Genomic DNA, 23041 nt, shown 5'->3' with positions numbered 1-23041 from the left:
CGGGTCGAGTCGGCACGTCTGCGCAGGCGGCGGGGCCGCCCACGTCGGCCGGCGCTGATCCGGTGCGCAGACGTGCCGACTCGACGCCCTACAGCCGCGCAGACGTGCCGAGTCGGCTCAGTGGAGGGGCCAGGCGGAGGTGCGGATGCGGCCGGGGGCACCGGGGGCGCGGCGGCTGGCGGGCTCGACGCCGTCGGGACCGCCGCCGGGGGCGTCGACGGGACGGCCGAGGAGCGGGGCGACGAGCGAGCGGATGGTCTCGGTGGGGCGCAGGCCCAGCTCGTCGGCGAGCAGGCGGCGGTAGCCGTCGTACTGGCGCAGCGCCTCGGAGAGGTTGTTCTCCGCAAGGTGCACCTCGATGACGGCGCGGTGGGCGCTCTCGCGCAGCGGCTCGGCGCGGACGGCGGCCATCGCCGCCTCGAGCGCCGCCGTACGGCGACCGTGGCGCCACAGCAGCGACGCCCCCAGCTCGAGGGCGCGCAGGCGGGTCTGGCGGTGGCTCTCCTGCTCGAGGACCAGCCAGTCCTCGACCCAGTCGGCGAGCAGGTCCTCGCGCAGCAGGTCCAGGCCCCGGTCGGCGTGGTCGACGCCCTCGGGCCCTGCCAGGTCGTGCGCGAGGTCCTCGGCCGCCCACAGGTCCACGGCCATCCCGTCGGCCAGCCACACCGAGGTCGCGTTGCCCTGCACCAGCGCGCGGCCGCGGGGCCGCGGCATCCGCCACAGCGTCGAGCGCAGGCTCGCCGTCGCCCGCCCGGCGGGAGCGTCGGGCCACAGCCGCTCGGCGATCGCCGTGCGCCGGACCCGCCGACGGCGGTGCGTGATCGCGAGCATCGCCAGGAGGCGCTCCGCCACCGCACCGACCTGCGGGGGGTCGCCGTCCGCCTCGAGCCGGAACTCCCCGAGCAGCGTCAGCCGGCACCATCCGTCCAGGGTCACCACCTCCGGCGATCCGTGCCCGGCGGTGACCAGGCTCATCCGAGCCACCTGTGACGCCCGTGTGACGCCCACGCACCGCGGGTGCGCCGCCGGCGCACCGGGAGGTCGTACGTCGCGGGGTCGCCGCGCGCCACGGCCCGGGCACGCCTCACCGGGAGCGTGGAGGACGTCGGAGCGAGAGGCGCTCCACCACGAGAGGACCCCCATGTACAGGCACAGCTCGGAGCTGCAGTTCGACGTCCACCCCGACAAGCCGGACGCGCTCTTCGCGGCCAAGCTGCAGGAGCTCGTCGGCGGCCAGTTCGGCGAGATGACGGTGATGATGCAGTACCTGTGGCAGGGCTGGAACTGCCGCATCCCCGGCAAGTACAAGGACATGATCCTCGACATCGGCACCGAGGAGATCGGCCACGTCGAGATGCTCACGACGATGATGGCCCGCCTCCTCGAGGGCGCCCCGTCGGAGACCGTCGCGGAGGCGGCGGCGTCCAACCCGGCGCTCGCCGCGGTGCTCGGCGGCCAGAACGTGCAGCACGCCATCGTCACCGGCGGCGGCGCGATGCCCACCAACAGCCAGGGCGTGCCGTGGAACGGCGGCTACATCGTCGCCAGCGGCAACCTGCTCGCGGACTTCCGCTCCAACGTCCACGCCGAGGCCCAGAGCCGGCTGCAGACGGCGCGGGTGTTCCAGATGACCGACGACCCGGGCGTGAAGGAGACGCTGCGCTTCAACCTGGCGCGCGACACCTTCCACCAGCAGCAGTGGCTGCTCGGCATCGAGCAGCTCATCGAGGACGGTTACACCGACGGCATCGAGGACTCCCTGAAGGAGGAGGAGAACCACGAGGCCGCCCGCACCTACTACTCGTTCCACGAGGGCAGCACCGCCGGCGAGGGCCGCTGGGCCCAGGGCACGACGCTCATCGGGGACGACGAGATCCGCTTCGAGCAGGGTGGACCGGTCGGCGAGAAGCTGGACGTCGCCGACCTCCCCGCGCCCGACCCGCTGCTGTTCGCGACGTACGACGGCTCGAAGGGCCCGGGCACGCCCGGCTCCGGCGGCGGGCTGTACGGCGGTGGCGGCGAGGGCCTGGTCCAGAAGGCCAAGGACGCCCTCACCGGCGACGAGTGAGCCCCGGCTCACCCTGAGGCGCACCCATGACCCAGCTCCTGCTCCAGCCGTTGGCGGACGCGTTCATGCAGGTCGGCGTCTTCGTCGCCCTCGCGGTCGCGCCGTTCGGCTGGGCCCAGCACCGGTGGGGGGCCCGGCTGGCGGCCGCTCTCGAGCGGCACGCCCGCTGGGCCCCCCTGGTGGGGGCTGCGCTCACGATGCCCCCCGGCTGCGGGGGCGCGATCGTGGTGGTCACGGCGTACGCCCGCGGCGCGGTGTCCTACGGGACGGCGGTCGCCGCGCTCGTCGCCACGATGGGCGACGTCTCCTGGGTGCTGCTCGCGGCGGACCCCGTGCTGACCGTCCAGCTCAAGGCCGGGCTGCTCGTCGTGGGCGCCACCAGCGGCTGGCTCGTCGACGCCGCGGGCATCGCCCCGCGACGTCCGGTGCTGCGCGTGCCCCCGGCGCCACCCCCCGACCTCGTGCGGCCCGACGGCGCAGCGAACGGCGCCACCCTCGTCCACTCCCTCGGCGTCCTGCCGGTGCTGCTGTGGCTCGCGATCGGCGGCGGTGCGGTCGTCGGACTGCCCGTCACGCTGAACCTCTCCGACCCGCGAGACCTCTACCTCGTCGTCGGCCTCGCCGGTGCCGGCCTCTGCCTCGCCGCCGCGGCGTCCGGGCGGCTCGCGGGACCGGGGGTGCTGCGGGAGAGCGGCGCGCAGGTCGCGCAGGTCACCACCTGGGTGTCCGTCGCGTACGTCGGGCTCGCCGTGCTCGAGCGGGCCACCGGCTTCGACGGCTCGCAGCTGCCCGTCCACGGCCTCGTCGGCGTGCTCGTCGGCGTCGCCGTCGGGCTCGTGCCCGGCTGCGCCGCGCAGATCGTCTTCGTCGGCGTCTTCACCGCCGGCGGCATGCCGCTGTCGACCCTGGCCGCGGCGACCGTCAGCCAGGACGGCGACGCGCTGCTGCCCCTGCTCGCCCTGCACCCCCGCGCGGCCGTGCTGGCCGGCGCGCTCACCGCCGTCCCGGCGCTCCTGGTCGGCGCGGCCCTGCTGCTCCTCACCTGACCACCACCACGAAAGGGGCCCGCTGTGCCCGTCTTCCTGTCCGCCGACCGCCTCGGCCTGCTGCTCGCGCTCGTCCTCGGCCTCACCGGCACCGTCTGGGGCATCAGCGGCGCACTGGTCGTCCTGGTCGGTCTCGCCGCCCGTCAGGCGGGCGGGGCGCCGCGGCGGCGCACGACCTCGGCCGCGACCTCGCCGAGCGTCGCGGACGACGTCTCCGTGAGCGTCAGCAGCCGCGCGTAGGCCGCGCCCATGTCGAGGCCCTCGGTCCAGGCCAGCACGCCCTTGGCCTGCTCGACCACGGCCCGCTGCGCCATCGAGCGCCGCAGCTGCGCCCGGACGGCACCCGCGTCGGTGAGCGCGGGGTGCGCGATGGCGAGGGCGACGAGGTCGGCGTACACGCGCCCGGGCTCCTGGCCGTCGGCCGCGCGACCGCCCTCGTCGCTCGCCCAGAACAGGTTGAGGCCGGCGAGCGTCACCCCCCGCCACGCCACCGGGTAGGCGCTGACCGCCCGGAACCCGGCGTCCCGCATCAGCGCGCCGAGCGAGCCCTCCTCGACACCCTCCGCCTCGGCGGTCCGGTGGACGACGCGGGCGGCGTCCATCGCCTCCACGCAGGGGCCGCGCCCGTGCTGGGCCTGCCAGACCTCCATCGCCGCGGCGTGGTGGGACGACGCCGCGAGCAGCTCGAGGTCGGCCGCGGGCTCGTCGCGCGCGAGGACCGCGACCGCGCGGGCGCCGCTCGACGCGGCGCAGTCGGCGACGAGGTGGGCGAGGATGTCGCCCACGTCCGGCTGCTCGCCGGACAGCGCCGCCAACGCGCGGCCGAGGCCGTCGGCGCCCGTCACGGGGCGGTGCTCCCGCCGTCCACGCCTCCGCACCGGCCGAGGTCGAGCTCCCGAGCGATCACCCGGCGGCTGATCTCGCCCACGGTGGTGCCCTCGACGAAGGCGCGGGCCTTGATGAGCGCCAGGGCGTCCTCCGGGGTCCCGCCGGACTGGGCGACGACCATGCCGACGGCCTGGGAGACGCGGTCCCGGTCGATCCACCGCACCTGCTCGTCGTCCGGCATCAGGGTGTCGGCGAGGACGACGGCGGCGAGGGTGTCCGCGACGAACCGGACGTCGTCGAGCGCCTCGGCGCGGCGGGCCTCGGAGGGCCCGTGGAGGTACTCGCCGAGGCCTGACTGCAGGCTGTGGTGGACGGTCAGCACACCCACCACCTCCGTCGGCTGGGCCAGCATCGGGACCGCCGCGGTCGGCCCCACCGCCACGGTGTCATAGAACGCCGCGAGCCGCGGCCACCGCCGGGAATCGTCGGCCCGGCCGGTCATCAGGACGGGGGCCGACGTCGCCAGGACGTCGTACACGGGGCCCTCGCCGGTGACCTCCTGGGCCTGCCCGAACCCCGCGGCCCGGCGGCTCGACGCGCACACCAGCTCGGGCACCCCGGAGACACAGAGCGCGATGCTGCCGTCGTCGACCCGCAGCCCGGAGACCGCGGCGCGGCACAGCGCCGGCCACCGCTCCTCGCGGGGGTTCTCCGCCAGGGCCCGGGACAACGCCAGCAGCAGGTCGGCGTGATCGAACAAGAAGACCTCCGAGCGACAGGTGAGGGGGTGTGGACGGCTGTTCCCCCAGGGCTGCCGACCGGGCGATGATGGCACGAACCCGCAGGTCACAGCCGTGCGCGCCACGCCGGAAGTTCTACCACCACCCCATCGGGCGCGCCTGTCGGTGCCCAGGCCAACCAGTTTCATGCAACCTCCCCGCACGGGTTGACGAGCCCCCTCGCAGTGGTCCTAGCGTCAGAGGTTCTTCCTCGCTGAAGCAACCGGCGAGACCCCGGCACCAACGCCCTTGTGAGGTCTCCATGGTTGCCACATCTGTCCTGCCCACCCTGGACAACGCCGCGCTCGCCGCCGCCTGCTGGCGCGAGCTGGTGGCCACGGCCACCCGGACCGAGCGCCGCTTCTCCCACGACGAGCGCCGTGCGCTCTCCCAGGAGCTGCTGCGCCGGGCCGCCGACGCCGAGGACGACGCCGCTCGCACCTCGATGCTCGACGCCGTGATCGCCCTGAACCACCGCGTGGCGGTCGCGGTCGCCCGGCGCTACTCCGACCGGGGCATCGACGCCGAGGACCTCGAGCAGGCCGCCGCCGAGGGTCTCGTCAAGGCGGTCCGCCGCTTCGACCCCGACCGCCAGCACGACCTGCTGAGCTACGCCGTCCCGTCGATCCGCGGGGAGGTGCTCCGGTTCTTCCGTGACCACGGGTGGATGGTCCGCCCGCCCCGTCGCGTGCAGGAGCTGCAGCTGGCCCTGCGACGCGCGTCGTCCGACCTGTCCGTCGCCACCGGCCGGGAGGCCACCCCGGAGGAGGTCCGGGCGGCCACCGGCACCTCCGAGAGGGACTACGCCGAGGCCGGCAGCGCGCTGGGGTGCTTCACCCCCGCCTCGCTGGACCAGCCGCCGGAGGCCGGGTCGACCGTCACCCTCGGCGACACCCTCGCGGCGGACGACGAGCTCGGCGCCGCCGAGGCGCGGGTCGTTCTCTCCGGGGTCCTGGGGACCCTCGGCGAGCGTGACGCCACCGTGCTCTACCTGCGCTTCTTCGAGGAGAAGTCGCAGCGCGAGATCGGCACCCGCTTCGGGGTCACCCAGGCCACGGTGTCGCGCTGGCTCGGCGACATCCTCGCCGACCTGCGCAGCACGATCGAGGGCCGCGGCGCCCGGCCCGTCATGGCCGCGGCGGCCTCGTGAGCGGACCCGCCGACGACCGGGCGAGGTCCGCCGGGCCCGGACGGCTCGCCGTCGTCACCGGCGCCTCGACCGGCATCGGGCTCGAGCTCGCCCGCTGCCTCAGCCGCGACGGGTGGACCGTGGTGGCCGCCGCCGATGAGGAGCGGATCCACGACACCGCCCGGGAGCTGTCCGCCGAGGGCCGCGGCCACGTCCAGGCCGTGCAGACCGACCTCGCCACCCGTGAGGGCGTCGACGCCCTCGCCCGGGAGGTGGCGGGCCGGTCCGAGACCCTGGGCGCGGTCGTCCTCAACGCCGGCGCCGCCGCGCACGGCCGTTCCGACGAGGTGCCGCTCGGTGACGACCTGCGGGTCGTCGACCTGAACGTCCGCGGCGTCGTCCACCTGCTGAAGCTGCTGCTGCCCGACCTCCTGGCGCACGGGTGGGGGCGGGTGCTGGTCACGTCGTCCGTGGCCTCCGCGGCCCCCGGGCCGCACCAGGCGACGTACGACGCCTCGAAGGCGTTCGTGCACACCTACGCCCTCGCCGTGCGCGAGGAGCTGCGGGGCACCGGCGTCACCGTCACCTCCGCCCGCCCGGGTCCGGTCGACACCCCGTTCTTCGCCCGCGCCGGGATGCTGCGGACCCGGCTGGCGTCGTCCACGCCGAAGGACAGCCCCGAGACGGTGGCCCGCGACGCCTACGAGGCGATGCTCGACGGCAGGGCGACCCTCGTCCCCGGGTCGTCGCTGGTGCGGGTGCAGGACACCGCGACCCGCCTGCTGCCGGACCCGCTGCGGGCGCGGCTGCTGGCGCGGTTCACGCGCTGAGCAGCGGGAACCGGCAGCCATGTCCGACCTCGCGACCCTGCTCCTGACCCACGGCTTCCGCGCCATCGAGACCGACCGCGACCGCCGCGGCGCGACCGCCACGTACCCCAGCCGGCTGCTGGGCTCGCGCGCCGTCGTCGTCGGCACCGAGGAGGGCGCCCGCACCTTCTACGACCCCGCCGCCACCCGACGCGCCGACGCCGTCCCCGCGGCCCTCGGCTGGCTGCTGTTCGGCCGCGGCGCCGTCCACACCCTCGACCACACCGAGCACGCCGAGCGGAAGGACCTGCTGCGCGCCCAGATGGGCGTCGAGGGGGTCACCCGCTGCGCCGCCGAGGCCGGGCGGCTGCTCGGCGAGATCCTCGACGAGGCCGGCGAGCGGGAGGTCGACCTGCACGACGCGCTCGTCGTGGCGTACGGCGTCGCCGCGCTGCGCTGGGCGGGGTTCTCGCTCGCACCGCACGTCGAGGTGGACCTCGCCCGCACCTACGCCCGCGTCGTGGACGGCTTCGGCCTGCGCGGCTCGGCGTACGCCCGCGCCTGGGTGGCGCGGGCCCGCACCGACGCCTGGGCGCGACTGACGCTGAGGGCGATCCGTCACGGGGAACTCGTCGTCGCGCCGGGGACGCCGGCGCACGCGATCGCCGCCAGCGACCTCGACGAGCGCACCGCGGCGGTGGAGCTCGGCAACCTGGTGCGGCCGACCATCGCCACCTCCTGGCTGGGCTGCTTCGCGGTCCTCGACGCGCACCGCTGGACCGACGGCGAGACGTGGCTGGAGCGCAGCGCTGCGCGGCGCCGGTCGTTCCTGCACGAGGTCCGCCGCACCGCACCGTTCGTCCCCGCCCTCGCGGCCGTCGCGCGTCGTCCGCTCGAGGTGGACGGCGTCGCCGTGGCGGAGGGCGAGCGCCTCCTGCTCGACGTGCCCGGGATCAACCACGACCCGGCGACCTACCCCGCCCCCGACCGGTTCGAGCCCGAGCGCTTCGTCGGCACCGAGCCCCCGCCGTACGGTTTCGTGCCGCAGGGCGGCGGTCGCGTGCGGGGCCACCGCTGCCCCGGGGAGGACCTCGTCACGGTGCTGCTCGACGCGACCCTCGACGAGATCTGTGCCCGCGGTGTCGTCCCGGTCGGGTCCTGGGACGTGGACCTGCGCCGCATCCCCACCCTGCCCGGCGGGACGCCGTACGCGCGGGCGACGCTGCTCTCATCCACCGCCGACGTCCGGGTACTCCCCCGCCGAGAGGCAGCCACCTTCTGACCTGCCCCTGCTGACCACCTGCTGACCCGGGAGGGGACCCATGAGCGACGACCGGCAGCGACCCGGCCGCGAGCACCAGCGACCCGCAGGCGTGTCCGACGAGACGGTCGACGCGCTCGGCTCGTTCTCGGAGGCCCTCGAGGCGATCGAGGCGGCCCGCGGGGCGCTCTACACCTGGCACCGCCTGTCCGGCACCGCCGACCTCACCCTCGGCGACGCCGTCGACAAGCTCCGCGACGCCGGGCACGACGACCTCGCCGACCGCGTCGAGCGGGAGCTCGTCGGCCGCAACGTGCTCGAGGGGCGCTGGAGCTTCCAGACGGTCGAGGAGTACGACGACGGCTACTACGCCGCCTTCACCGCGCTGGAGCGAGAGGCCCGCGAGACCCTCGTCGGGGGCAGGCGGCACCTGTTCGAGGCGGAGATGAAGGAGGACCGCCGCACCCACGGCCTCCGCCACCACGAGGCCACCCCGCCCGCGCCCGAGTAGGACGAGTCGGCGCGTTGTCCGGGCGTGCGGCTGGGGCGCGACCCGGGTACTCCCCGACGTTCTGACCCTGAAACCGCCCGGACGACGGTCGCAACGTCAGGGACTACCGGGGTGACGGCCCCATCTAGCCCCGGCCCGCCGTACTCCCCGACGTTCTGACCCCGAAACCACCCGCACGACGGTCGCAACGTCAGGGACTACCGGGCCGACGGCGCCATCGAGCCCCGGGCCGCCGTACTCCCTGACGTTGCGACCCTGAAACCGCCCGGACGACGGTCGCAACGTCAGGGACTACCCGGCTGACGGCCCGCGGGGAGCTCACCCGGGCGGCACCGCGCCTCTCCACAGCCCGACTCCTCGGTTCCGGGTAGTCCCCTGACGAACGGTCGTCCCGGGGGTCCGTGGACGACAGATCCTCAGGGGACTACCAGGAGGCCGGGCCCGGGGCTGTGGACGACGCCCGCGCCGCTCAGGCCCGGTGGGTCGCGGGGCGCTCCCCGCGCCGCAGCGGCTCCCAGCGCTCGACGCGACCGGCCACGCCGGCGAGGGCCGCGCTGAGGGTGACGGCGCGGTCTCGCGCGGCGGGCACGCGGCCGGCGACGGCGTCGAGGGCGTCGCGGGAGCGGTCGATGACGGTGAGCGGCAGCGCGGCGAGCGCGTTGCCGGGCGGACGGCGGGCCACCACGGGGTGCGGGCGGGTGGGCGCCGTACGACGCAGCACCTCCCAGGCGATCCCGAGGAGCTGGAGGCGGCCGGTCTCGACGCGGTCCTGCAGGCGCGGGAGCAGCTCGTCCTCCTCGTCGCGGACGTCCTCGCGCAGCACCTCCGCGAGCCGCTTCTTCAGCGCCACCCGGTGGGGGCCGGGCGGGGTCGTCTCGAGCTCGGTCCACAGCTCGTTGACCTCCTGGTGCTCGCGCTCGACCTGCAGCGTGAGCGCCTCGCCGTCCGGCACCGCGCTGCGGACGACCGGCCACAGCAGCGCCTCCTCCGCGAACGCGTGAGGGAAGACGAGGCGGGCGATCGCGCGGAGGACCCGGTCCTCCTCCGGACCCGGCGTGGCGTCGTCGAGCTCGTGCAGCAGCCGGTCGAGGCGGACGTGGTCACGCTTCTGCACGGCGAGGACGCTGAGCGGTCCGCCCAGCTGCTCGGTGGTCTGCTCGGCGAGGGACGTCATGGCTCACGGTGCCCGCGCCCCGGCGCGTGATCCGACGGCTAGAGGTGCTCCCGCACGAACCGCGCGAGCTGGTCGAGGTCGCGGCACTCCGCCATCGGCACCACCGCGGCGTACCGGCCGGCGTCGGAGTCACCGGAGTCCCACTGGCGGCGCGGCTCGGGGTTGAGCCAGAACACCTGGCGGGCGCCGTCCACCATCCGCTTCAGGGGCACCAGTCCGGGGTCGGAGTAGTTCGACCGGGCGTCGCCGAGCACGAGCACGGTCGTCCGCGGACCCACCGCGTCGCCGTGCCGCTCGACGAACGAGCGCAGCGAGCGTCCGTAGTCGGTGCGCCCCAGCCGGACGGCGCGACCCCGCGCGTCGACGAGGTCGCCGAGCACCTCGGCGACGTCGGCGCCGGGGCGCAGCAGGTCGGTCACCTCGACCACGTCGTCCACGAAGGCGAAGGCGCGGACGCCGCTGAACTGCTCCCGCAGCGCGACCACGAGCATCAGCGTGAAGCGGGCGAAGTGGGCCACCGAGCCGCTCACGTCGCACAGCACGACCAGGTCGGTCCGCCGCGGACGGCGGGGCCGGTGGTGCGTCGTCAGCGGCACCCCGCCGGTGCCGAGGGAGGACCGCACGGTGCGGCGGACGTCGAGGGGCCCGCGGCGGCCGGACCGGTGGTCGCGCGCCAGCCGCGCCGCGAGCCGCCGGGCGAGCGGGGCGACCGCGCGGCGCATCTGGGTCAGCTCGGCCGCGCTCGCCGAGGTGAACGCGACGCGGTCGGTGGCGGGGCGGACGGCGGTCCGCCCGACGTGCTCGGCCCCCTTCTGCTCGGCGATGCGCCGCAGCGCCTCGCGCTGGACGGCGGCCTCGAAGCCGGCGAGCGCGTCCTCGTCGACGTCCAGCTCGCCGGGCGCGAGCCGCCGCAGCGTCGTGTACGCCGACCACGTGCTCGCCCCCGCCGGCCGCCCGGACAGCCGTCCGAACCGGCCCACCGCCTCCACCGCGAGCGCCTCGACCTGCGCGTCCGTGGTCGCCGGGTCGGCGAGCGCCTCCTCGAGCCGCCGGCGCAGGTCCTCGCGCTGCTCGCCCGAGTCCGGGGCGCCCTGCCCCTCCGTTTGTGCCGAATCGGCGTCAGGACCCGCCTCACCGAGCCGCGACGTCCCCACCCGCGGCGGGAACCACAGGTCGAAGAGGGCGTCGAAGGCCGGGCGGTGGGAGGTCCGCTTGAGCAGCGTCGCGGCGTACGCCTCGCGCACCGACGCCCGCCGCTCCCAGCCCAGCGACGACACCGCGGCGAGCGCGTCGAGGTCCTCGCTGACCGCCACCGGCACCCCCCCGGCGCGCAGCGCGCCCACGAACCCGAGGTGCCGGTCGAGCATCATGCGCGTGCGAGCTCCTTCGCCGCCGCCTCGAGGTCGGAGCCGTGCTTCACGACGACGCCGAGCGTCCGCTCCATCGCGGCGGCCGCGGCGTCGTCCCCGAGCGACCCGGCCTGAAGCGCGACGAGCGTGCGGACCCAGTCGACGGTCTCGGCGATGGACGGCGCCTTCCGCAGCTCCGCGGAGCGCAGCCGGCCGACGACGTCGACGACCCGGCGGACCAGGGCGTCCTCGGCGTCCGGCACGTGCGACACCACGATCTCCCGCTCGCGCTCCGGCGTGGGGTGGTCGAGGTGGAGGAACAGGCAGCGCCGGCGGACCGCCTCGCTCAGGTCACGGCTGGCGTTCGAGGTGAGGACGACGTACGGGCGCCGCGTGGCGGTGATGGTGCCGAGCTCGGGGACGGTGACCTGGAAGTCCGACAGCACCTCCAGCAGCAGGCCCTCCACCTCGACGTCGGTCTTGTCGACCTCGTCGATCAGCAGCACCGTCGGCCCGTCGCGCCGGATGGCCGTCAGCAGCGGCCGCGTCAACAGGAACTCCTCGCTGAAGATGTCGTCCTGCGTCGCCGCCCACGACTCGTCGTCGGACCCGGCCTGGATGCGGAGGAGCTGCTTCTTGTAGTTCCACTCGTACAGCGCCCGCGCCTCGTCGAGGCCCTCGTAGCACTGCAGCCGCACCAGCTCGGCGCCGTGCGCGCGGGCGACCGCCTTGGCGAGCTCGGTCTTGCCGACCCCCGCGGGGCCCTCCACCAGCAGCGGCTTGCCGAGCTGCCCGGCGAGGTACGCCGACGTGGCCGTCGCGTCGTCCGCGAGGTAACCCGCCCCTCCCAGTCGTGCGGCGGCGTCGTCGGGCGAGGCGAACCAGGTCACGCGGTGAGCCTAGGAGCAGTACGGGTGGCAGGGTGACGCGCGTGGAAGACGACTCCGGTGCGGGGCGCCGGCTGACCCCGCCGGAGGTCGCGGCCGAGGGCCTCGAGGACTGGCGACTGCTCTTCGACCGGCTGCACGCCGGCTTCGAGGTCGGGGACCTCGCCGCGGCGGGCGCGCTGGTCGCCGAGGTGGCGCGCGCTGCCGAGGGACGTGAGCGGCACCTCGACCTCGACGTGGCGCACGGGTGGGTCGGGCTCCGCCTCACCACGCCCGGCCTCGGTGGCGTGAGCGCGGCCGACGTCGCCCTGGCCCGTGCGGTGAGCAGCCTGGCCCGGACGGCGGGAGCGACCCCGAGGCCGGAGCGCACCGCGGTCCTCGAGCTCGCCCTGGACAGCCCGGACGGCGCCGAGGTCGCCCCGTTCTGGACGGCGCTGCTCGGCTACGAGGCGGTGAGAGTCGAGGTCAGCGGCGGTGGTCAGGAGGTCGAGCTGCGCGACCCCGCAGGGCGTCGTCCGTCGGTCTGGTTCCAGGCCACCCGGCCGGGCCCGGTGCCGAGTCAGCGCTGGCACCTCGACCTGTGGCTCCCGGACGAGGTCGCCGACGACCGCGTCGCGGCCGCGCTCGCGGCCGGCGGCTCCCTCGTCGTCGACGACCCGGGCTGCCGGGTGCTCGCCGACCCGCAGGGCAACCACGCCTGCGTGGTCACCTGGCGGGGCCGAGAGACACCCGGCTGACCGGCCGGCCGGACCTCAGACCGGCAGCGGCTTGCGGCTGGTCTCGCGCAGGGTCAGCACGGTCACGATGCCGACGACCACGACGCCCATCACCCAGAACGCCGGGGCCATCGTGTTGCCGGTCGACTCCACGAGCTGCGCGGCGATGTACGGCGCGCTGCCGCCGGCGATGATCGTGCCGATGTTGAAGCCGAGCGCGACGCCGGTGTAGCGGACGTTGCGCGGGAACAGCTCGGTGAACTGCGGGAAGGCCGGCACCTGCGCGAGGCCGTTGAACATCATGTAGGCGACCCAGACGATCCCGACGACGAGGATCGAGGACGTCGAGCCCATGATCGCGAAGACCGGGTAGGCGAGCACCAGGAACCCGACGTACGCCGTCAGCAGCACCGGCTTGCGGCCGAACCGGTCGGTCAGCAGCCCCGCGATCGGGAAGCTCGCGCAGGCGATCGCGATGGCGATGGCGGCGGTCCAGTAGATCGCCTGCGGGTCGAAGCCCTCGCCGGTGAGGTAGATGGAGAAGTAGGTCAGGCCGATGTAGCCGGAGCCGTTCATGGCGATCGCGATGCCGATGACGCGGAGCACCGACAGCGGGTGCTCGCGGACCACCTGCAGCAGCGGGCTGCGGACGACCTCGGCCTTGGCGGCCATGGCCTCGAAGTCGGGGGTGTCCTCGAGCTTCACCCGGGCCCACAGGCACAGGATCGCCAGCGGGATCGAGATCAGGAACGGGATGCGCCAGCCCCACGCGGCCATCTGCTCGGGGGTGGTGAGCGCGGAGACGGTGCCGACGACCGCGGCGGCGACGGAGAAGCCGAGGGTGGAGCCGATCGGGGTCATCGACCCGAACACGCCGCGGCGGCCGGCGGGCGAGGACTCCGCGACGTACGTCGCCGCGCCGCCGATCTCGCCGCCCGCGGAGAAGCCCTGCGCGAGTCGGATGAGCACGAGCAGCACCGGGGCGAGGACGCCGACGGTGGCGTGGGTGGGCAGCATCCCGAGCAGCGCGCAGCACACGCCCATGGCGACGACGGTGACGACGAGCGCGTGGCGGCGTCCGCGGCGGTCGCCGAGGCGGCCGAAGAACCAGCCGCCGATGGGCCGCATGACGTACGCCGACCCGAACACCGCGAGCGTCAGCAGGACGCCGACGGCGGGCTCGTCGGAGGGGAAGAACAGCGGCGCGAGCGTCACCGCGAGGAACGCGTAGACGCTGAAGTCGTAGTACTCGATCAGCGTGCCCACGCCGCCGGCGAGGGCGGCGCGCTTGGCGGTGGAGGGGCTCGGTTCCGTCGCCGATTCGGCGGAAACGGCGGTGCCGGGCTGGGTGTCGGTCATGGCGGTCCTCGTACGTCGGGCCGGGAGGGCTGGGTGCGGGCTGGGCTGGCGGGAGGGCTGGCGGGAGGGCGGGTCAGGTGGTGGCCGGGGTGCGGCCGTGCTCGGCGAGCAGGAGGTTCAGCGAGCCGCCGGCGGCGACGACGCGTGCGGCGCGGTCGCTGGGCGGGGTGCCGAGGAGGCGGGCGTCGGAGTCCGGGAGCCGGACGTCGGCGGCGCGCCAGTCGACCTCGACACGATCCCCGGTCGCGGCGGTGGTGCTGATGCCGGGGACGGTCAGCAGGGGCATGCCGTTGTAGGTCTCGCCGCGCCAGAAGCCCGGGGAGAACGACTCGGCGAGCACGGCGGCGATCCCGAGGTCGCGCAGCGCGACCATCGGCGGGTAGTGGGGGTGGCCGTAGCCGAAGTTCCGGCCGCCGACGACGACGTCGCCGGGGCGGACGCGGTCGACGAAGGTCGGGTCGTACGCCTGCATGCAGACGCCGCGGAGGAAGTCGGCGTCGTACGACTTGATGTTCTCCACCCCGATGACGAGGTCGATGTCGAAGTCGTCGCCGAAGACCCAGGCGACGCGGCCCGTGATGACGTCGGGCGGAGGCGGGTAGGTCCTCATGCGCGGCCCACCTCCTCGGCGGTGGTGATCGACCCGGCGAGCGCGGACGCGGCGACGGTCGAGGCGGAGCCCATGTAGATGTTGGCGGCGGTGCTGCCCATGCGCCCGGAGATGTTGAGGACGCCGGTCGAGATGCAGTTCTCGTCGGCTTGAAGCGGCTTCTGGTAGCCGAAGCAGAAGTCGCAGCTGGACCGCGCGATGGTCGCGCCGGCGCCGCGGAGGACGTCGAGCAGCCCCTCGGCCTCGGCCTGGTCGTGGACGGCCTGCGAGGTGGGGACGACGTTGAGGTCGACGCCGTCGGCGACCGTCCGGCCGTCGAGCACGAGGGCGGCGGCGCGGAGGTCCTCGATCCGTCCGCTGGCGCACGAGCCGATGAACGCCTTGGTCACCGGGGTGCCGGCGAGCTCGTCGGCGTGGCGGGTGTTCGCCGATCGCGCGGAGCCGGGCTCGACGACGCGCGGACGCAGCGTCGACAGGTCGATGGTGTGGCGGGCGGCGTACGTCGCGTCGGCGTCCGGCGTGACGGGCGTGCCCGCCTCGACACCCAGCGCGGCCAGGTGCGTGGCGGCCTCGTCGTCCGGCTCGAAGACCGCGGAGACGGCGCCGGTGAACATCGCCATGCCGCACAGCGACTGGCGGTGGCCGATGGCCATCGTCTCCGCACCCGGGCCGCCGAACTCCATGACCTGGTGGGCGCACCCGTCGGCGCCGAGCATGGCGATGATCTCGTGGACCAGGTCGCGGGCGTCGACGCCGGGCGGGAACTCGCCCACCAGGTCGAAGCGGGTGGTGGCGGGGACGTCGAGGTGCAGCTGCCCGGTGACCCACCCCTCGAGGAGGTCGCGGCGCACGCCCCAGCCGAGGGCGCCGAAGGCGCCGGCGCCGGAGATGTGGCCGTCGAAGTGGACGAGGAACGCGCCGGGGACGACGTACCCCTGCTCGACCATCACCTGGTGGCCGATGCCGTCGGCCTCGTGCAGCGCGATGCCGTAGTGCTCGCACCAGTCGCGGGTGACCTGGTGGACCTCCTGCTCGCGGCCGTCGCCCCGGGTGAGCATGTGGTCGATGAAGACGACGTACCGCTCCGGCTCGGCGAGCTCGGTGATCCCGAAGTCGTCGTGCATCTGGCGGAACATGACGTCGGTGTAGCCGGGGAAGTCGTAGGCCATCATCCGGTCGGGCCGGACCGGCAGGTTCTCCCCCGCGGTGACCGCGTCGCGGCCGGCGGCGCGGGCGAGGATCTTCTCGACGATCGTGCTGGGCACGGGTTCTCCTCCTCTCTGGCGTGCGGTCAGACCGACGCGGGCAGGTAGGTGTCGCGCAGGCGGTCGACCTCGGCGGTGCCGATGACGTCGACGAACGTCGCGTGACCCATGGCGTCGGCGCCCACGGTCGCGGGGTCCTCGCCCTTCGCGAGCCGCGTGAGGGTGGTCTGCGCGGCCTGGGTGACGCTCATCAGCAGCTGGGTCGGCAGCAGCGCGAGGCGGACGCCGACCTCGCGGCAGACCTCGGGGGTCAGCGCCTTCTCGGTCCAGGCGGACGCCGTGAGCGTGGCCATGAGGGGGACGCCGAGCGTCTCGTGGCAGCGGCGCCACTCCTCGACGGTGGTGAAGGTCTTGGTGACCGGCATGACGAGGTCGGCGCCGGCGGCGACGTAGGCCTCCATGCGGCGCAGCGCGTCGTCCCCGCGGGCGTCGGTGCGGGCGACGACGAGCATCTGCTGCGCGGCGTCGGCGGCGGACTCGCGGGCGGCGTCCACGACGGCGCGGACCTTGCCGGCCGCCTCGTGGGTCTCGAGCAGGGGGACGTCGGCGCCGGTGGTGAGCGGGCAGCGCTTCGGGGAGAGCTGGTCCTCCATGAAGACGGCCTGGACGCCGGCGTCGGCGAAGCGGCGGGCGGTGCGCGAGGCGTTGACCGCGTTGCCGTAGCCGGTGTCGATGTCGGCGACGACGGGCAGGCGGCTGGCCTCGCGGACCCGCCGTACGGCGTCGAGGTTCTCCGTCATCGTGTAGAGCTCGGCGTCCGGGTAGCCCAGCGACGCCGAGACGGCGAAGCCGGACGCGCACAGCGCGCGGAAGCCGGCCTGCTCGGCGAGACGGGCGGTCAGCCCGTCCCAGACGCCGGGGGCGTGGACGAGGTCCTCGTCGATCATCTGCCGCAGGTGCACCCTGTAGTCTCCGTTTCGTCTTGCGGAACGCGTTTCGCGGAATGTGTTCCGGCAGTGAACCGTGACCGCGGTCACGCTGTCAACAGGGCTGGCTACGATCGCCGCGTCCGGCCGGAGGGAGACCGATGAGCGAGCGGGAGACCGTGGGCTCGGTGATGCGGGCCTGCGCGCTGCTGGGGCTCTTCAGCGCGGCGCGCCCCGTGGTGACGCTCGCCGAGATGGCGACGGAGTCGGGGCTGAACAAGCCGACCGTCCACCGGCTGATGTCGACCCTCGTCGAGGCGGGCTGGGTCGACCGGGACGCCCAGGGCGCCTACTCGATCCGCATGCCGCTGTTCGTCATCGCCTCCGCCGCGCTCGCGGACGGCGACCTGCGCGCCCTCGCCCGCTCCGACCTCGAGGCCCTCGCCGGACGCTTCGGCGACACCGCCTTCCTCATGCTCCCCGCGGACGCCGGCGCCGTCGTCGTCGACCGCGTCCAGGGCGGCCGGTCGCTGCAGGTCACCGGCATCGGCGTCGGCACCGTCCTGCCCTTCCACGCCGCGGCCGGGCCGGTGGTGATGGCGGCGTACGACGACGCCATCGGCCGCCGCATGCTCGCCTCCCCCGCCGAGGCGTACACCGACGCGACCGTCGTCGACCCCGGGTCCCTCGAGGCGCGCCTGGCCACCGTGCGCCGCGACGGCGGCACCGTCAGCCACGGCGACTACCTGGACGGCGTCTCCGCCGTGGCCGCCCCCGTGCTCGGCCGGGGCGGCGAGCTCGTCGCCACCCTCAGCCTCGGCGGCCCGAGCTCGGACTTCCGCGACGCCGCCGGGGAGGAGCGGTTCACCGCCGTCCGCGAGGCCGCCGCGCGGCTGACGAGGTCCCTCGAGATCGTCAGCGCCTGAGGGCCGGGCCGGCCTCGGGGTTCAGATCGACTCGAGCAGACGCCGCCGCTCCTGCAGGGCGGCCGACACCTTCCCCGGCCCCTGCGGACCGCGCGACCCCGGGCCCGGCCGCATCTCCACGTCGTACGGCGAGGGGCTGGTGCCGCAGGCCGGGCAGGCGCCGGCCCGGTCGAGGTCGGTGCCGCACGCGGCGTGGGAGAACAGCCGGCGCGGGCCGTCGGGCGCGGAGAACTCGTCGCCCCAGGCGAGCAGCGCGACGACGACGGGCCACAGCGCGAGACCCTTCGCGGTCAGGTCGTAGGCCTCGCGTCCCCCGCTGGGCACGCGCACCAGGACCCCGTCGTCCACGAGCTGGGCGAGGCGCTCGGCCAGCACCGCGCGCGAGACGCCGAGGTGCTCGCGCAGGTCGCTGAAGCGGCGGACGCCGAAGAAGCAGTCGCGCACGATCAGCAACGTCCAGCGCGAGCCGACGACCTCGAGGGTGCGGGCCACCGAGCACTGCTGGGCGGCGTAGTCGACTCCGAGGGCCATCCCTGCACGGTACACAACGGTTCGGTGACCAGACCGAACCTGCTACGGTCCCGCCGTGACCACCCCGGACCGTCGTCGGACCCCGCGGGCGACGCTGCTGGTCGTCGCCCTCGCCACGGCGACGTCGCTGGCCGCGTTCACCGCTCCCCTGGCGACGATCACCTCCACCGCCGCCGGCCTGGGCGCCGGGGCGGCGGGGCGCACCTGGATCCTCAGCTCGATGGCGATCGGACTGGGGGCCGTCCTGCTGTCGGCCGGCACCCTCGCCGACGACCGGGGACGCCGCCGCGTGTTCGTGGCCGGGCTCGGGCTGCTGCTCGCCTCCTCCGTCGTCTGTGCGACGGCCCCGGAGGAGGTCGTGTTCGTGCTGGGACGGATCGGCCAGGGCGCCGGTGCGGCCGCGGTGATCGCCGCCGGGCTGGGCCTGATCTCCGCACGCTTCGAGCCGGGCCCGGACCGCGCCCGGGCGAGCGGCGTGTGGGGCGCGAGCGTGGGCGCGGGCATCGCGGTCGGCCCGCTCGTCTCCGCCGGGCTGGACGTCGCGGTCGGCTGGCGGGCCGTGCACGTCGTCCTCGCCGTCGTCTCCCTCGCGATCGCGCTGCTCGCGCTGCGGACCGTCGAGGAGTCACGCACCCCGGAGCCCCGCGGTCTCGACCTCGCCGGGACGGTGCTGTTCACCGGCGCGGTCGGCACCTTCCTGGCCGCGCTCGTCGAGGGCCGGCTCGGCTGGGACCGCGCGACGCCGCTCGCCCTGGCGGCGGTCGCCGCCGTCCTGCTGGTGGCGTTCGTGGTGGTCGAGCGGCGCGGCCGAGCGCCGATGCTCGACCTGGGGCTGCTGCGCCGGCCCGCCTTCCTCGCCGCCACCGTCGCCGCGGCGGTCACCGGCGGCGGGATCATCGCGCTGCTCTCGACGATGGCCTTCTTCCTCGACGCGGCGTACGGCACCACCGCGCTGCACGCGGCGTGGCTGCTGCTCGCCTGGTCGGGCACGTCCGTGGTCACCGCGCTCCTCGCCCGCCGGCTGCCCGCGTCGATCACCGGCCGTCACCAGCTCGTCGTGGGGCTGCTGATCGTGGCGCTCGGCCAGCTGCTGCTCACCGGGGCCGGCACCGACAGCGGCTGGGCCCACTTCCTGCCCGGTCTGTTCGTCGCCGGGGTCGCGAGCGGGGTGGTCAACTCCGCGCTGGGCCGCGAGGCCGTCGCCAGCGTCCCCGCCGGCCGCGGCGGCATGGGCAGCGGCGCCAACAACACCGCCCGCTACGTCGGGTCCGCCGTCGGCGTCGGCGTGGTCTCGGCGATCCTCGGCGCGCCCCGGCCGGGGACGCCGCTCGAGGGTCTCGTCGCCGGGTGGAACGTGGCCGCCGTCGTCACCGCCGCGGTCACCCTCGCGGGCGCCGTGGTCGTGGCGCTGTGCCGGGAGCGGGCCCCGCGGGCCTGACCGTCGACCGCCTCCTAGATCGGGGTCGCTGGGCGTCGGCCGTCGCGCGCCGCACCGGGGATGGCCCGTCACCACCCGGGCACCGTGTGGTGAGGACGGGAGCACCCGCATGACCCAGGGACCGAGGCGTGGGGACGCGGCGGGCCCGACCAGACCACCGGTCTGGGCGGAGTACGCGGCGTGCGCACGCAACCAGGACTACGCCTCCGCGGTGGAGCTCGTCGACTCGCACGGGTCGCTGCGACGCCACTTCGCCGCCCACCTGCGGTGGTCGCCGGCCGGGCTGGTCGACCTCGACTGGTACGCCGCCGCGCGCGAGGCGTCCGCGCGGTCGTGGACGCCGGGCGAGCGCCACCTGCTCGACCTCGTCCTGTTCCTGGTGCGTCCGGAGCTGGAGCGCGACTGCGACCCGGCCGCGACCGGGGGCGCGGGGCGCCCCGAGCACCCGGCGGCGCACCGGCCCGCGCCGCACTGAGGCGGACGCCGCCGCCGTCCCCGGCTCAGACCGGGAGGCCCACACCGCGCCGCACGACGAGCGTGGCGGCCGCGCCCACCGCGGCCCCGACGGCGAACCCGACGACGACGTCGGAGGTGTGGTGGACCCCCGTGTGCACCCGGGAGTACGCGACGGCCACGGCGAGCGGGAGCAGCACCGGGGCCGCGCCCGGCAGGGCTCCGCCGACCCCGACCGCGAAGGCGGCCGCCGACGCCGCGTGCCCGGACGGGAAGGACCCCGTGGTGGGACGCCGGCGCAGGGCCCGGGCCGCAGACAGCTCGACGGCCTCCGGCCTGCCCCGGGGCAGCAGCCGCTTCAGGCCCTGGTTGACGAGGAGGCTGGACGTCGCCCCGGCGCCGATCCCGGTCAGCGCCCCCACCTGCGCCCGCTCGTCTCGGGTCGAGACGAGCAGGACCGCGACGGCGGCCCAGACCTTCGAGTGGTCGGCTGCCGCGGACAGCCGCCGCATGACGTGGTCGAGGGCGGGCCGGTCGACGGCCAGGACCCGTTCCGCCACCCGCGCGTCGAGGTCGGCGACGAGCCTCGGCAGTCGCAGGTCGGCCGGAGGTCGTCGCACCGGGCCAGTCTGGGGGCCTCGGATGAGCGACGGGTCATCGGGCACCGAGCCGCGACCACCCACCCCACGCGAGATGAGGTCCCTGCATGGCCTCGGCCCAGCAGCCCGCGCCGCGCCGCACGCGACCCGTCGTGGCGCAGGAGCCCGGGCCGGCCACCCGTCGGGCGGCGCGTCGGGGGTGGCCCCTGCTGAGGGCGGTGCGGCCCCGGCAGTGGACGAAGAACGTCCTCGTGCTGGTGGTCCCGGCCGCCGCCGGCGAGCTCACCCGGCCGCAGGTGCTGGGCGCGTCCGCCGTGGCCCTGGCCTCCTTCTGCCTCGCCGCCGGCGCCGTCTACCTGCTCAACGACGTCCGTGACGCGCCGCACGACCGGCGCCACCCGCGCAAGCGGCACCGTCCGGTCGCCGCCGGTGAGCTGGGCCCACGGACGGCGGTGGTCGCGGGCGTCCTGCTGGCGGTCGCCGCGCTCGGTCTCGCGGCCTGGTGGTCGCTCGCCCTCGGGGCCGTCGTCGCCGCCTACTTCGCCGTGCAGGCGGCGTACACGGCCGGTCTGAAGGACCAGCCCGTCCTGGACCTCGCCATCGTCTCCTCCGGGTTCGTGCTGCGGGTGATGGCCGGCGGCGCCGCGACGGAGATCCCCATCAGCGGCTCCCTGCTGCTCGTCGCCTCGTTCGGCTCGCTGTTCATGGTGTCGGGGAAGCGGTTCAGCGAGGTCGGCGCGCTGGGTGAGGCGGGCGAGACCCGGGCGTCGATGAAGGCCTACTCGCAGTCCTACCTGCGCTTCGTGTGGTCGATGGCCGCCGCGGTCACCGTCGTCACCTACGTGCAGTGGGCGTTCGAGGACGCCGGCGGCAGGCCGGGCGACGTCTCCTGGGGAGTCATCTCCGTCGCGCCGCTGGTGCTCGGCATGCTGCGCTACGCCGTCGACATCGACCGCGGGAACGCGGGCGCGCCGGAGGACCTCGTGCTGGGCGACCGGGTGCTGCAGGTCCTCGCCGTCCTCTGGCTCGCGACGGTCGTCCCCGCCGTGGCCGGGGCATGAGCAGGCAGCCACTGGCCGGCTGGGGCAGGACCTCACCGTCCACGGCGGACGTGCGCGCGGTCGGCTCGACCGACGACGTCGCCCGCCAGGTCGCAGGTCACGTCGCGGACCGCGTCCCGGGGGCCGGGCGAGGTGTCCTGGCCCGCGGGCTCGGTCGCAGCTACGGCGACGCCGCCCAGAACGGGGGCGGGGTCGTCCTCGACATGACCGGGCTCGCCGAGGTGCACGCCGTCGACCCCGGCACCCGCCTCGTGGACGTCGACGCCGGGGTGAGCCTGGAGCGGCTGATCGACGTCCTGCTGCCGCGGGGTCTGTGGGTGCCGGTCCTGCCGGGCACCCGGCAGGTGACCGTCGGCGGTGCGATCGCGGCGGACGTCCACGGCAAGAACCACCACGTCCACGGGTCGTTCGGCGACCACGTGACGTCGATGGAGCTCGTGCTCGCCGACGGGTCGGTCCGCACGCTGCGGCGGGGGACGACGGACCCCGAGGAGGCCGCCCTGCGCCGCGCCACCGTCGGGGGGATGGGCCTGACCGGGGTCGTCACCCGGGCGACGATCGAGTGCCGCCGGGTCGCGACGTCGTCGATGGTGGTCGACACCGAGCGGGCCGGTGACCTCGACGAGCTGCTCGCCGTCCTCGCCACCGACGAGGACCGCTACCCCTACTCCGTCGCCTGGTTCGACGCGGTCGCCACCGGCGGCGCCGCCGGTCGCGCGGTGATCACCCGCGGCCGCCACGCCGAGCGCGACGAGCTGCCCGCCGCGTCCCGGGCCCGCCCGCTGGCCTACACGCCGGGCGTGCGGGCCGCCGTCCCCGACGCGGTCCCTCCGGGCGTGCTCAACCGGGCGACGGCCCGGGCGTTCAACGCGCTCTACTACCGGGCGGCTCCGCGGCGCCGGCGCACGGAGGTGCAGGACCTCACGACCTTCTTCCACCCGCTCGACGCGATCACGAGCTGGAACCGTCTCTACGGGCCCCGGGGGATGGTGCAGTACCAGCTCGTCGTCCCCCTCGGCGCGGAGGACGTCGTCCGCCGGGTGGTCGCGGACGTCGCCGCGTCGGGCCACGTGTCCTGCCTGAACGTGCTCAAGCGCTTCGGCCCCGGCAACGACTCGCCCCTGTCGTTCCCCACCGAGGGGTGGACCCTCGCCGTCGACCTCCCCGTGCGCGCGGGCCTCGGGCACCTGCTGCGCGGCCTGGACGAGCAGGTGCTCGACGCGGGCGGGCGGCTCTACCTCGCGAAGGACTCCCGCGCCGACTCCGCCACCCTGCGCCGGATGTACCCGCGGCTCGACGAGTTCCGCGCCACCCGACGCCGCGTCGACCCCGACGGGGTCTTCGTCTCCGACCTCGCCCGACGACTGGAGCTGTGA

General features: G+C 75.4%; 24 protein-coding genes. 12 read left to right on the top strand and 12 right to left on the bottom strand.

All coding sequences use genetic code 11. The features are described from left to right. Positions 1–117: 117 nt before the first annotated feature. Positions 118–975, bottom strand: a complete 858-nt coding sequence (locus MJ876_RS20035; protein WP_240239106.1) for a BTAD domain-containing putative transcriptional regulator — start codon at positions 973–975, stop codon at positions 118–120. 166 nt (positions 976–1141) lie between these two features. On the opposite strand from MJ876_RS20035, the gene MJ876_RS20030 reads away from it, so the two are divergent. Then, positions 1142–2068: a manganese catalase family protein gene (locus MJ876_RS20030; RefSeq protein WP_240239105.1), complete on the top strand. Its 927-nt coding sequence runs from the start codon at positions 1142–1144 to the stop codon at positions 2066–2068. A gap of 26 nt (positions 2069–2094) precedes the next feature. Next, the gene (locus MJ876_RS20025; RefSeq protein WP_240239104.1) at positions 2095–3114 is read left to right on the top strand and encodes a putative manganese transporter; all 1020 of its coding nucleotides are present in this window, start codon (positions 2095–2097) and stop codon (positions 3112–3114) included. 143 nt (positions 3115–3257) lie between these two features. Here MJ876_RS20025 and MJ876_RS22410 read toward each other — a convergent pair whose 3' ends face one another. Further along, positions 3258–3959 carry an ANTAR domain-containing protein gene (locus MJ876_RS22410; RefSeq protein WP_240239103.1) on the bottom strand — a complete coding sequence of 234 codons (702 nt, stop codon included), beginning with the start codon at positions 3957–3959 and terminating at the stop codon, positions 3258–3260. Then, entirely contained in the window at positions 3956–4702 is a 747-nt protein-coding gene (locus MJ876_RS20015) for an ANTAR domain-containing protein (protein ID WP_240239102.1), read from the bottom strand. Before MJ876_RS20015 ends, MJ876_RS22410 begins: the two co-directional genes overlap by 4 nt. Before the next feature lie 281 nt (positions 4703–4983). Here MJ876_RS20015 and MJ876_RS20010 point away from each other — a divergent pair, with 281 nt between their 5' ends. From MJ876_RS20010 to MJ876_RS19995, 4 genes are read left to right on the top strand one after another with little or no spacing between them, the layout of a single operon-like run. Then, entirely contained in the window at positions 4984–5871 is an 888-nt protein-coding gene (locus MJ876_RS20010) for a sigma-70 family RNA polymerase sigma factor (RefSeq protein WP_240239101.1), read from the top strand. Next, positions 5868–6680 carry an SDR family oxidoreductase gene (locus tag MJ876_RS20005; protein ID WP_240239100.1) on the top strand — a complete coding sequence of 271 codons (813 nt, stop codon included), beginning with the start codon at positions 5868–5870 and terminating at the stop codon, positions 6678–6680. Before MJ876_RS20010 ends, MJ876_RS20005 begins: the two co-directional genes overlap by 4 nt. A 19-nt stretch (positions 6681–6699) precedes the next feature. After that, positions 6700–7941, top strand: coding sequence for a cytochrome P450 (locus tag MJ876_RS20000; protein WP_240239099.1), 1242 nt, complete (start codon positions 6700–6702; stop codon positions 7939–7941). A 40-nt stretch (positions 7942–7981) separates the two neighbouring features. Continuing rightward, positions 7982–8431 (top strand): hypothetical protein, encoded by a 450-nt coding sequence (locus MJ876_RS19995; protein WP_240239098.1) that lies wholly within the window; start codon positions 7982–7984, stop codon positions 8429–8431. Positions 8432–8900: 469 nt separating this feature from the next. On the opposite strand, the gene MJ876_RS19990 is transcribed toward MJ876_RS19995, so the two are convergent. Genes MJ876_RS19990 through MJ876_RS19980 form a run of 3 tightly spaced genes read right to left on the bottom strand, consistent with a single transcriptional unit; the run spans position 8901 to position 11844 of the window. Next, on the bottom strand, positions 8901–9605 hold the full coding sequence (locus tag MJ876_RS19990; RefSeq protein WP_240239096.1) for a hemerythrin domain-containing protein: 705 nt from the start codon (positions 9603–9605) through the stop codon (positions 8901–8903). A 38-nt stretch (positions 9606–9643) separates the two neighbouring features. Next, complete coding sequence (locus MJ876_RS19985; RefSeq protein WP_240239094.1) at positions 9644–10975, bottom strand: VWA domain-containing protein; 1332 nt, start codon at positions 10973–10975, stop codon at positions 9644–9646. After that, positions 10972–11844: a MoxR family ATPase gene (locus MJ876_RS19980; protein ID WP_240239092.1), complete on the bottom strand. Its 873-nt coding sequence runs from the start codon at positions 11842–11844 to the stop codon at positions 10972–10974. The genes MJ876_RS19985 and MJ876_RS19980 overlap by 4 nt, the downstream gene beginning before the upstream one ends. Before the next feature lie 41 nt (positions 11845–11885). Between MJ876_RS19980 and MJ876_RS19975 the strand changes: the two genes are divergently transcribed. Next, on the top strand, positions 11886–12578 hold the full coding sequence (locus MJ876_RS19975) for a VOC family protein (RefSeq protein WP_240239090.1): 693 nt from the start codon (positions 11886–11888) through the stop codon (positions 12576–12578). Positions 12579–12593: 15 nt separating this feature from the next. Here MJ876_RS19975 and MJ876_RS19970 read toward each other — a convergent pair whose 3' ends face one another. The 4 genes from MJ876_RS19970 to MJ876_RS19955 all read right to left on the bottom strand — a co-directional run bounded on the left by MJ876_RS19970 (position 12594) and on the right by MJ876_RS19955 (position 16693). After that, positions 12594–13916 carry an MFS transporter gene (locus MJ876_RS19970; RefSeq protein WP_240239088.1) on the bottom strand — a complete coding sequence of 441 codons (1323 nt, stop codon included), beginning with the start codon at positions 13914–13916 and terminating at the stop codon, positions 12594–12596. 73 nt (positions 13917–13989) lie between these two features. After that, complete coding sequence (locus MJ876_RS19965; RefSeq protein WP_240239086.1) at positions 13990–14526, bottom strand: hypothetical protein; 537 nt, start codon at positions 14524–14526, stop codon at positions 13990–13992. Beyond that, a complete protein-coding gene (locus MJ876_RS19960) occupies positions 14523–15791 on the bottom strand; it encodes an aconitase family protein (RefSeq protein WP_240239085.1) in 1269 nt (422 codons plus the stop codon). The genes MJ876_RS19965 and MJ876_RS19960 overlap by 4 nt, the downstream gene beginning before the upstream one ends. 26 nt (positions 15792–15817) lie before the next feature. After that, complete coding sequence (locus MJ876_RS19955) at positions 15818–16693, bottom strand: oxaloacetate decarboxylase (protein WP_240239084.1); 876 nt, start codon at positions 16691–16693, stop codon at positions 15818–15820. A gap of 125 nt (positions 16694–16818) precedes the next feature. Here MJ876_RS19955 and MJ876_RS19950 point away from each other — a divergent pair, with 125 nt between their 5' ends. Further along, positions 16819–17583, top strand: coding sequence for an IclR family transcriptional regulator (locus tag MJ876_RS19950; RefSeq protein WP_240239083.1), 765 nt, complete (start codon positions 16819–16821; stop codon positions 17581–17583). Positions 17584–17604: 21 nt separating this feature from the next. Here the strand turns inward: MJ876_RS19950 and MJ876_RS19945 are convergent, their stop codons facing one another. Continuing rightward, positions 17605–18114, bottom strand: a complete 510-nt coding sequence (locus tag MJ876_RS19945) for a helix-turn-helix domain-containing protein (RefSeq protein WP_240239082.1) — start codon at positions 18112–18114, stop codon at positions 17605–17607. Positions 18115–18169: 55 nt separating this feature from the next. On the opposite strand from MJ876_RS19945, the gene MJ876_RS19940 reads away from it, so the two are divergent. After that, a complete protein-coding gene (locus MJ876_RS19940) occupies positions 18170–19552 on the top strand; it encodes an MFS transporter (RefSeq protein ID WP_240239081.1) in 1383 nt (460 codons plus the stop codon). Between the two features lie 109 nt (positions 19553–19661). Further along, positions 19662–20027, top strand: coding sequence for a hypothetical protein (locus MJ876_RS19935; protein WP_240239080.1), 366 nt, complete (start codon positions 19662–19664; stop codon positions 20025–20027). 25 nt (positions 20028–20052) lie between these two features. Here the strand turns inward: MJ876_RS19935 and MJ876_RS19930 are convergent, their stop codons facing one another. Continuing rightward, positions 20053–20625 (bottom strand): phosphatase PAP2 family protein, encoded by a 573-nt coding sequence (locus MJ876_RS19930; RefSeq protein ID WP_240239078.1) that lies wholly within the window; start codon positions 20623–20625, stop codon positions 20053–20055. Positions 20626–20711: 86 nt separating this feature from the next. On the opposite strand from MJ876_RS19930, the gene MJ876_RS19925 reads away from it, so the two are divergent. Next, positions 20712–21665 (top strand): decaprenyl-phosphate phosphoribosyltransferase, encoded by a 954-nt coding sequence (locus MJ876_RS19925; protein WP_240239076.1) that lies wholly within the window; start codon positions 20712–20714, stop codon positions 21663–21665. Further along, the gene (locus MJ876_RS19920; RefSeq protein ID WP_240239074.1) at positions 21662–23041 is read left to right on the top strand and encodes an FAD-binding oxidoreductase; all 1380 of its coding nucleotides are present in this window, start codon (positions 21662–21664) and stop codon (positions 23039–23041) included. The genes MJ876_RS19925 and MJ876_RS19920 overlap by 4 nt, the downstream gene beginning before the upstream one ends.

It is taken from the genome of Nocardioides sp. CFH 31398, from assembly GCF_022436705.1.
GTDB lineage: Bacteria > Actinomycetota > Actinomycetes > Propionibacteriales > Nocardioidaceae > Nocardioides.
This window is presented reverse-complemented; position numbering and strand designations above follow the sequence as displayed.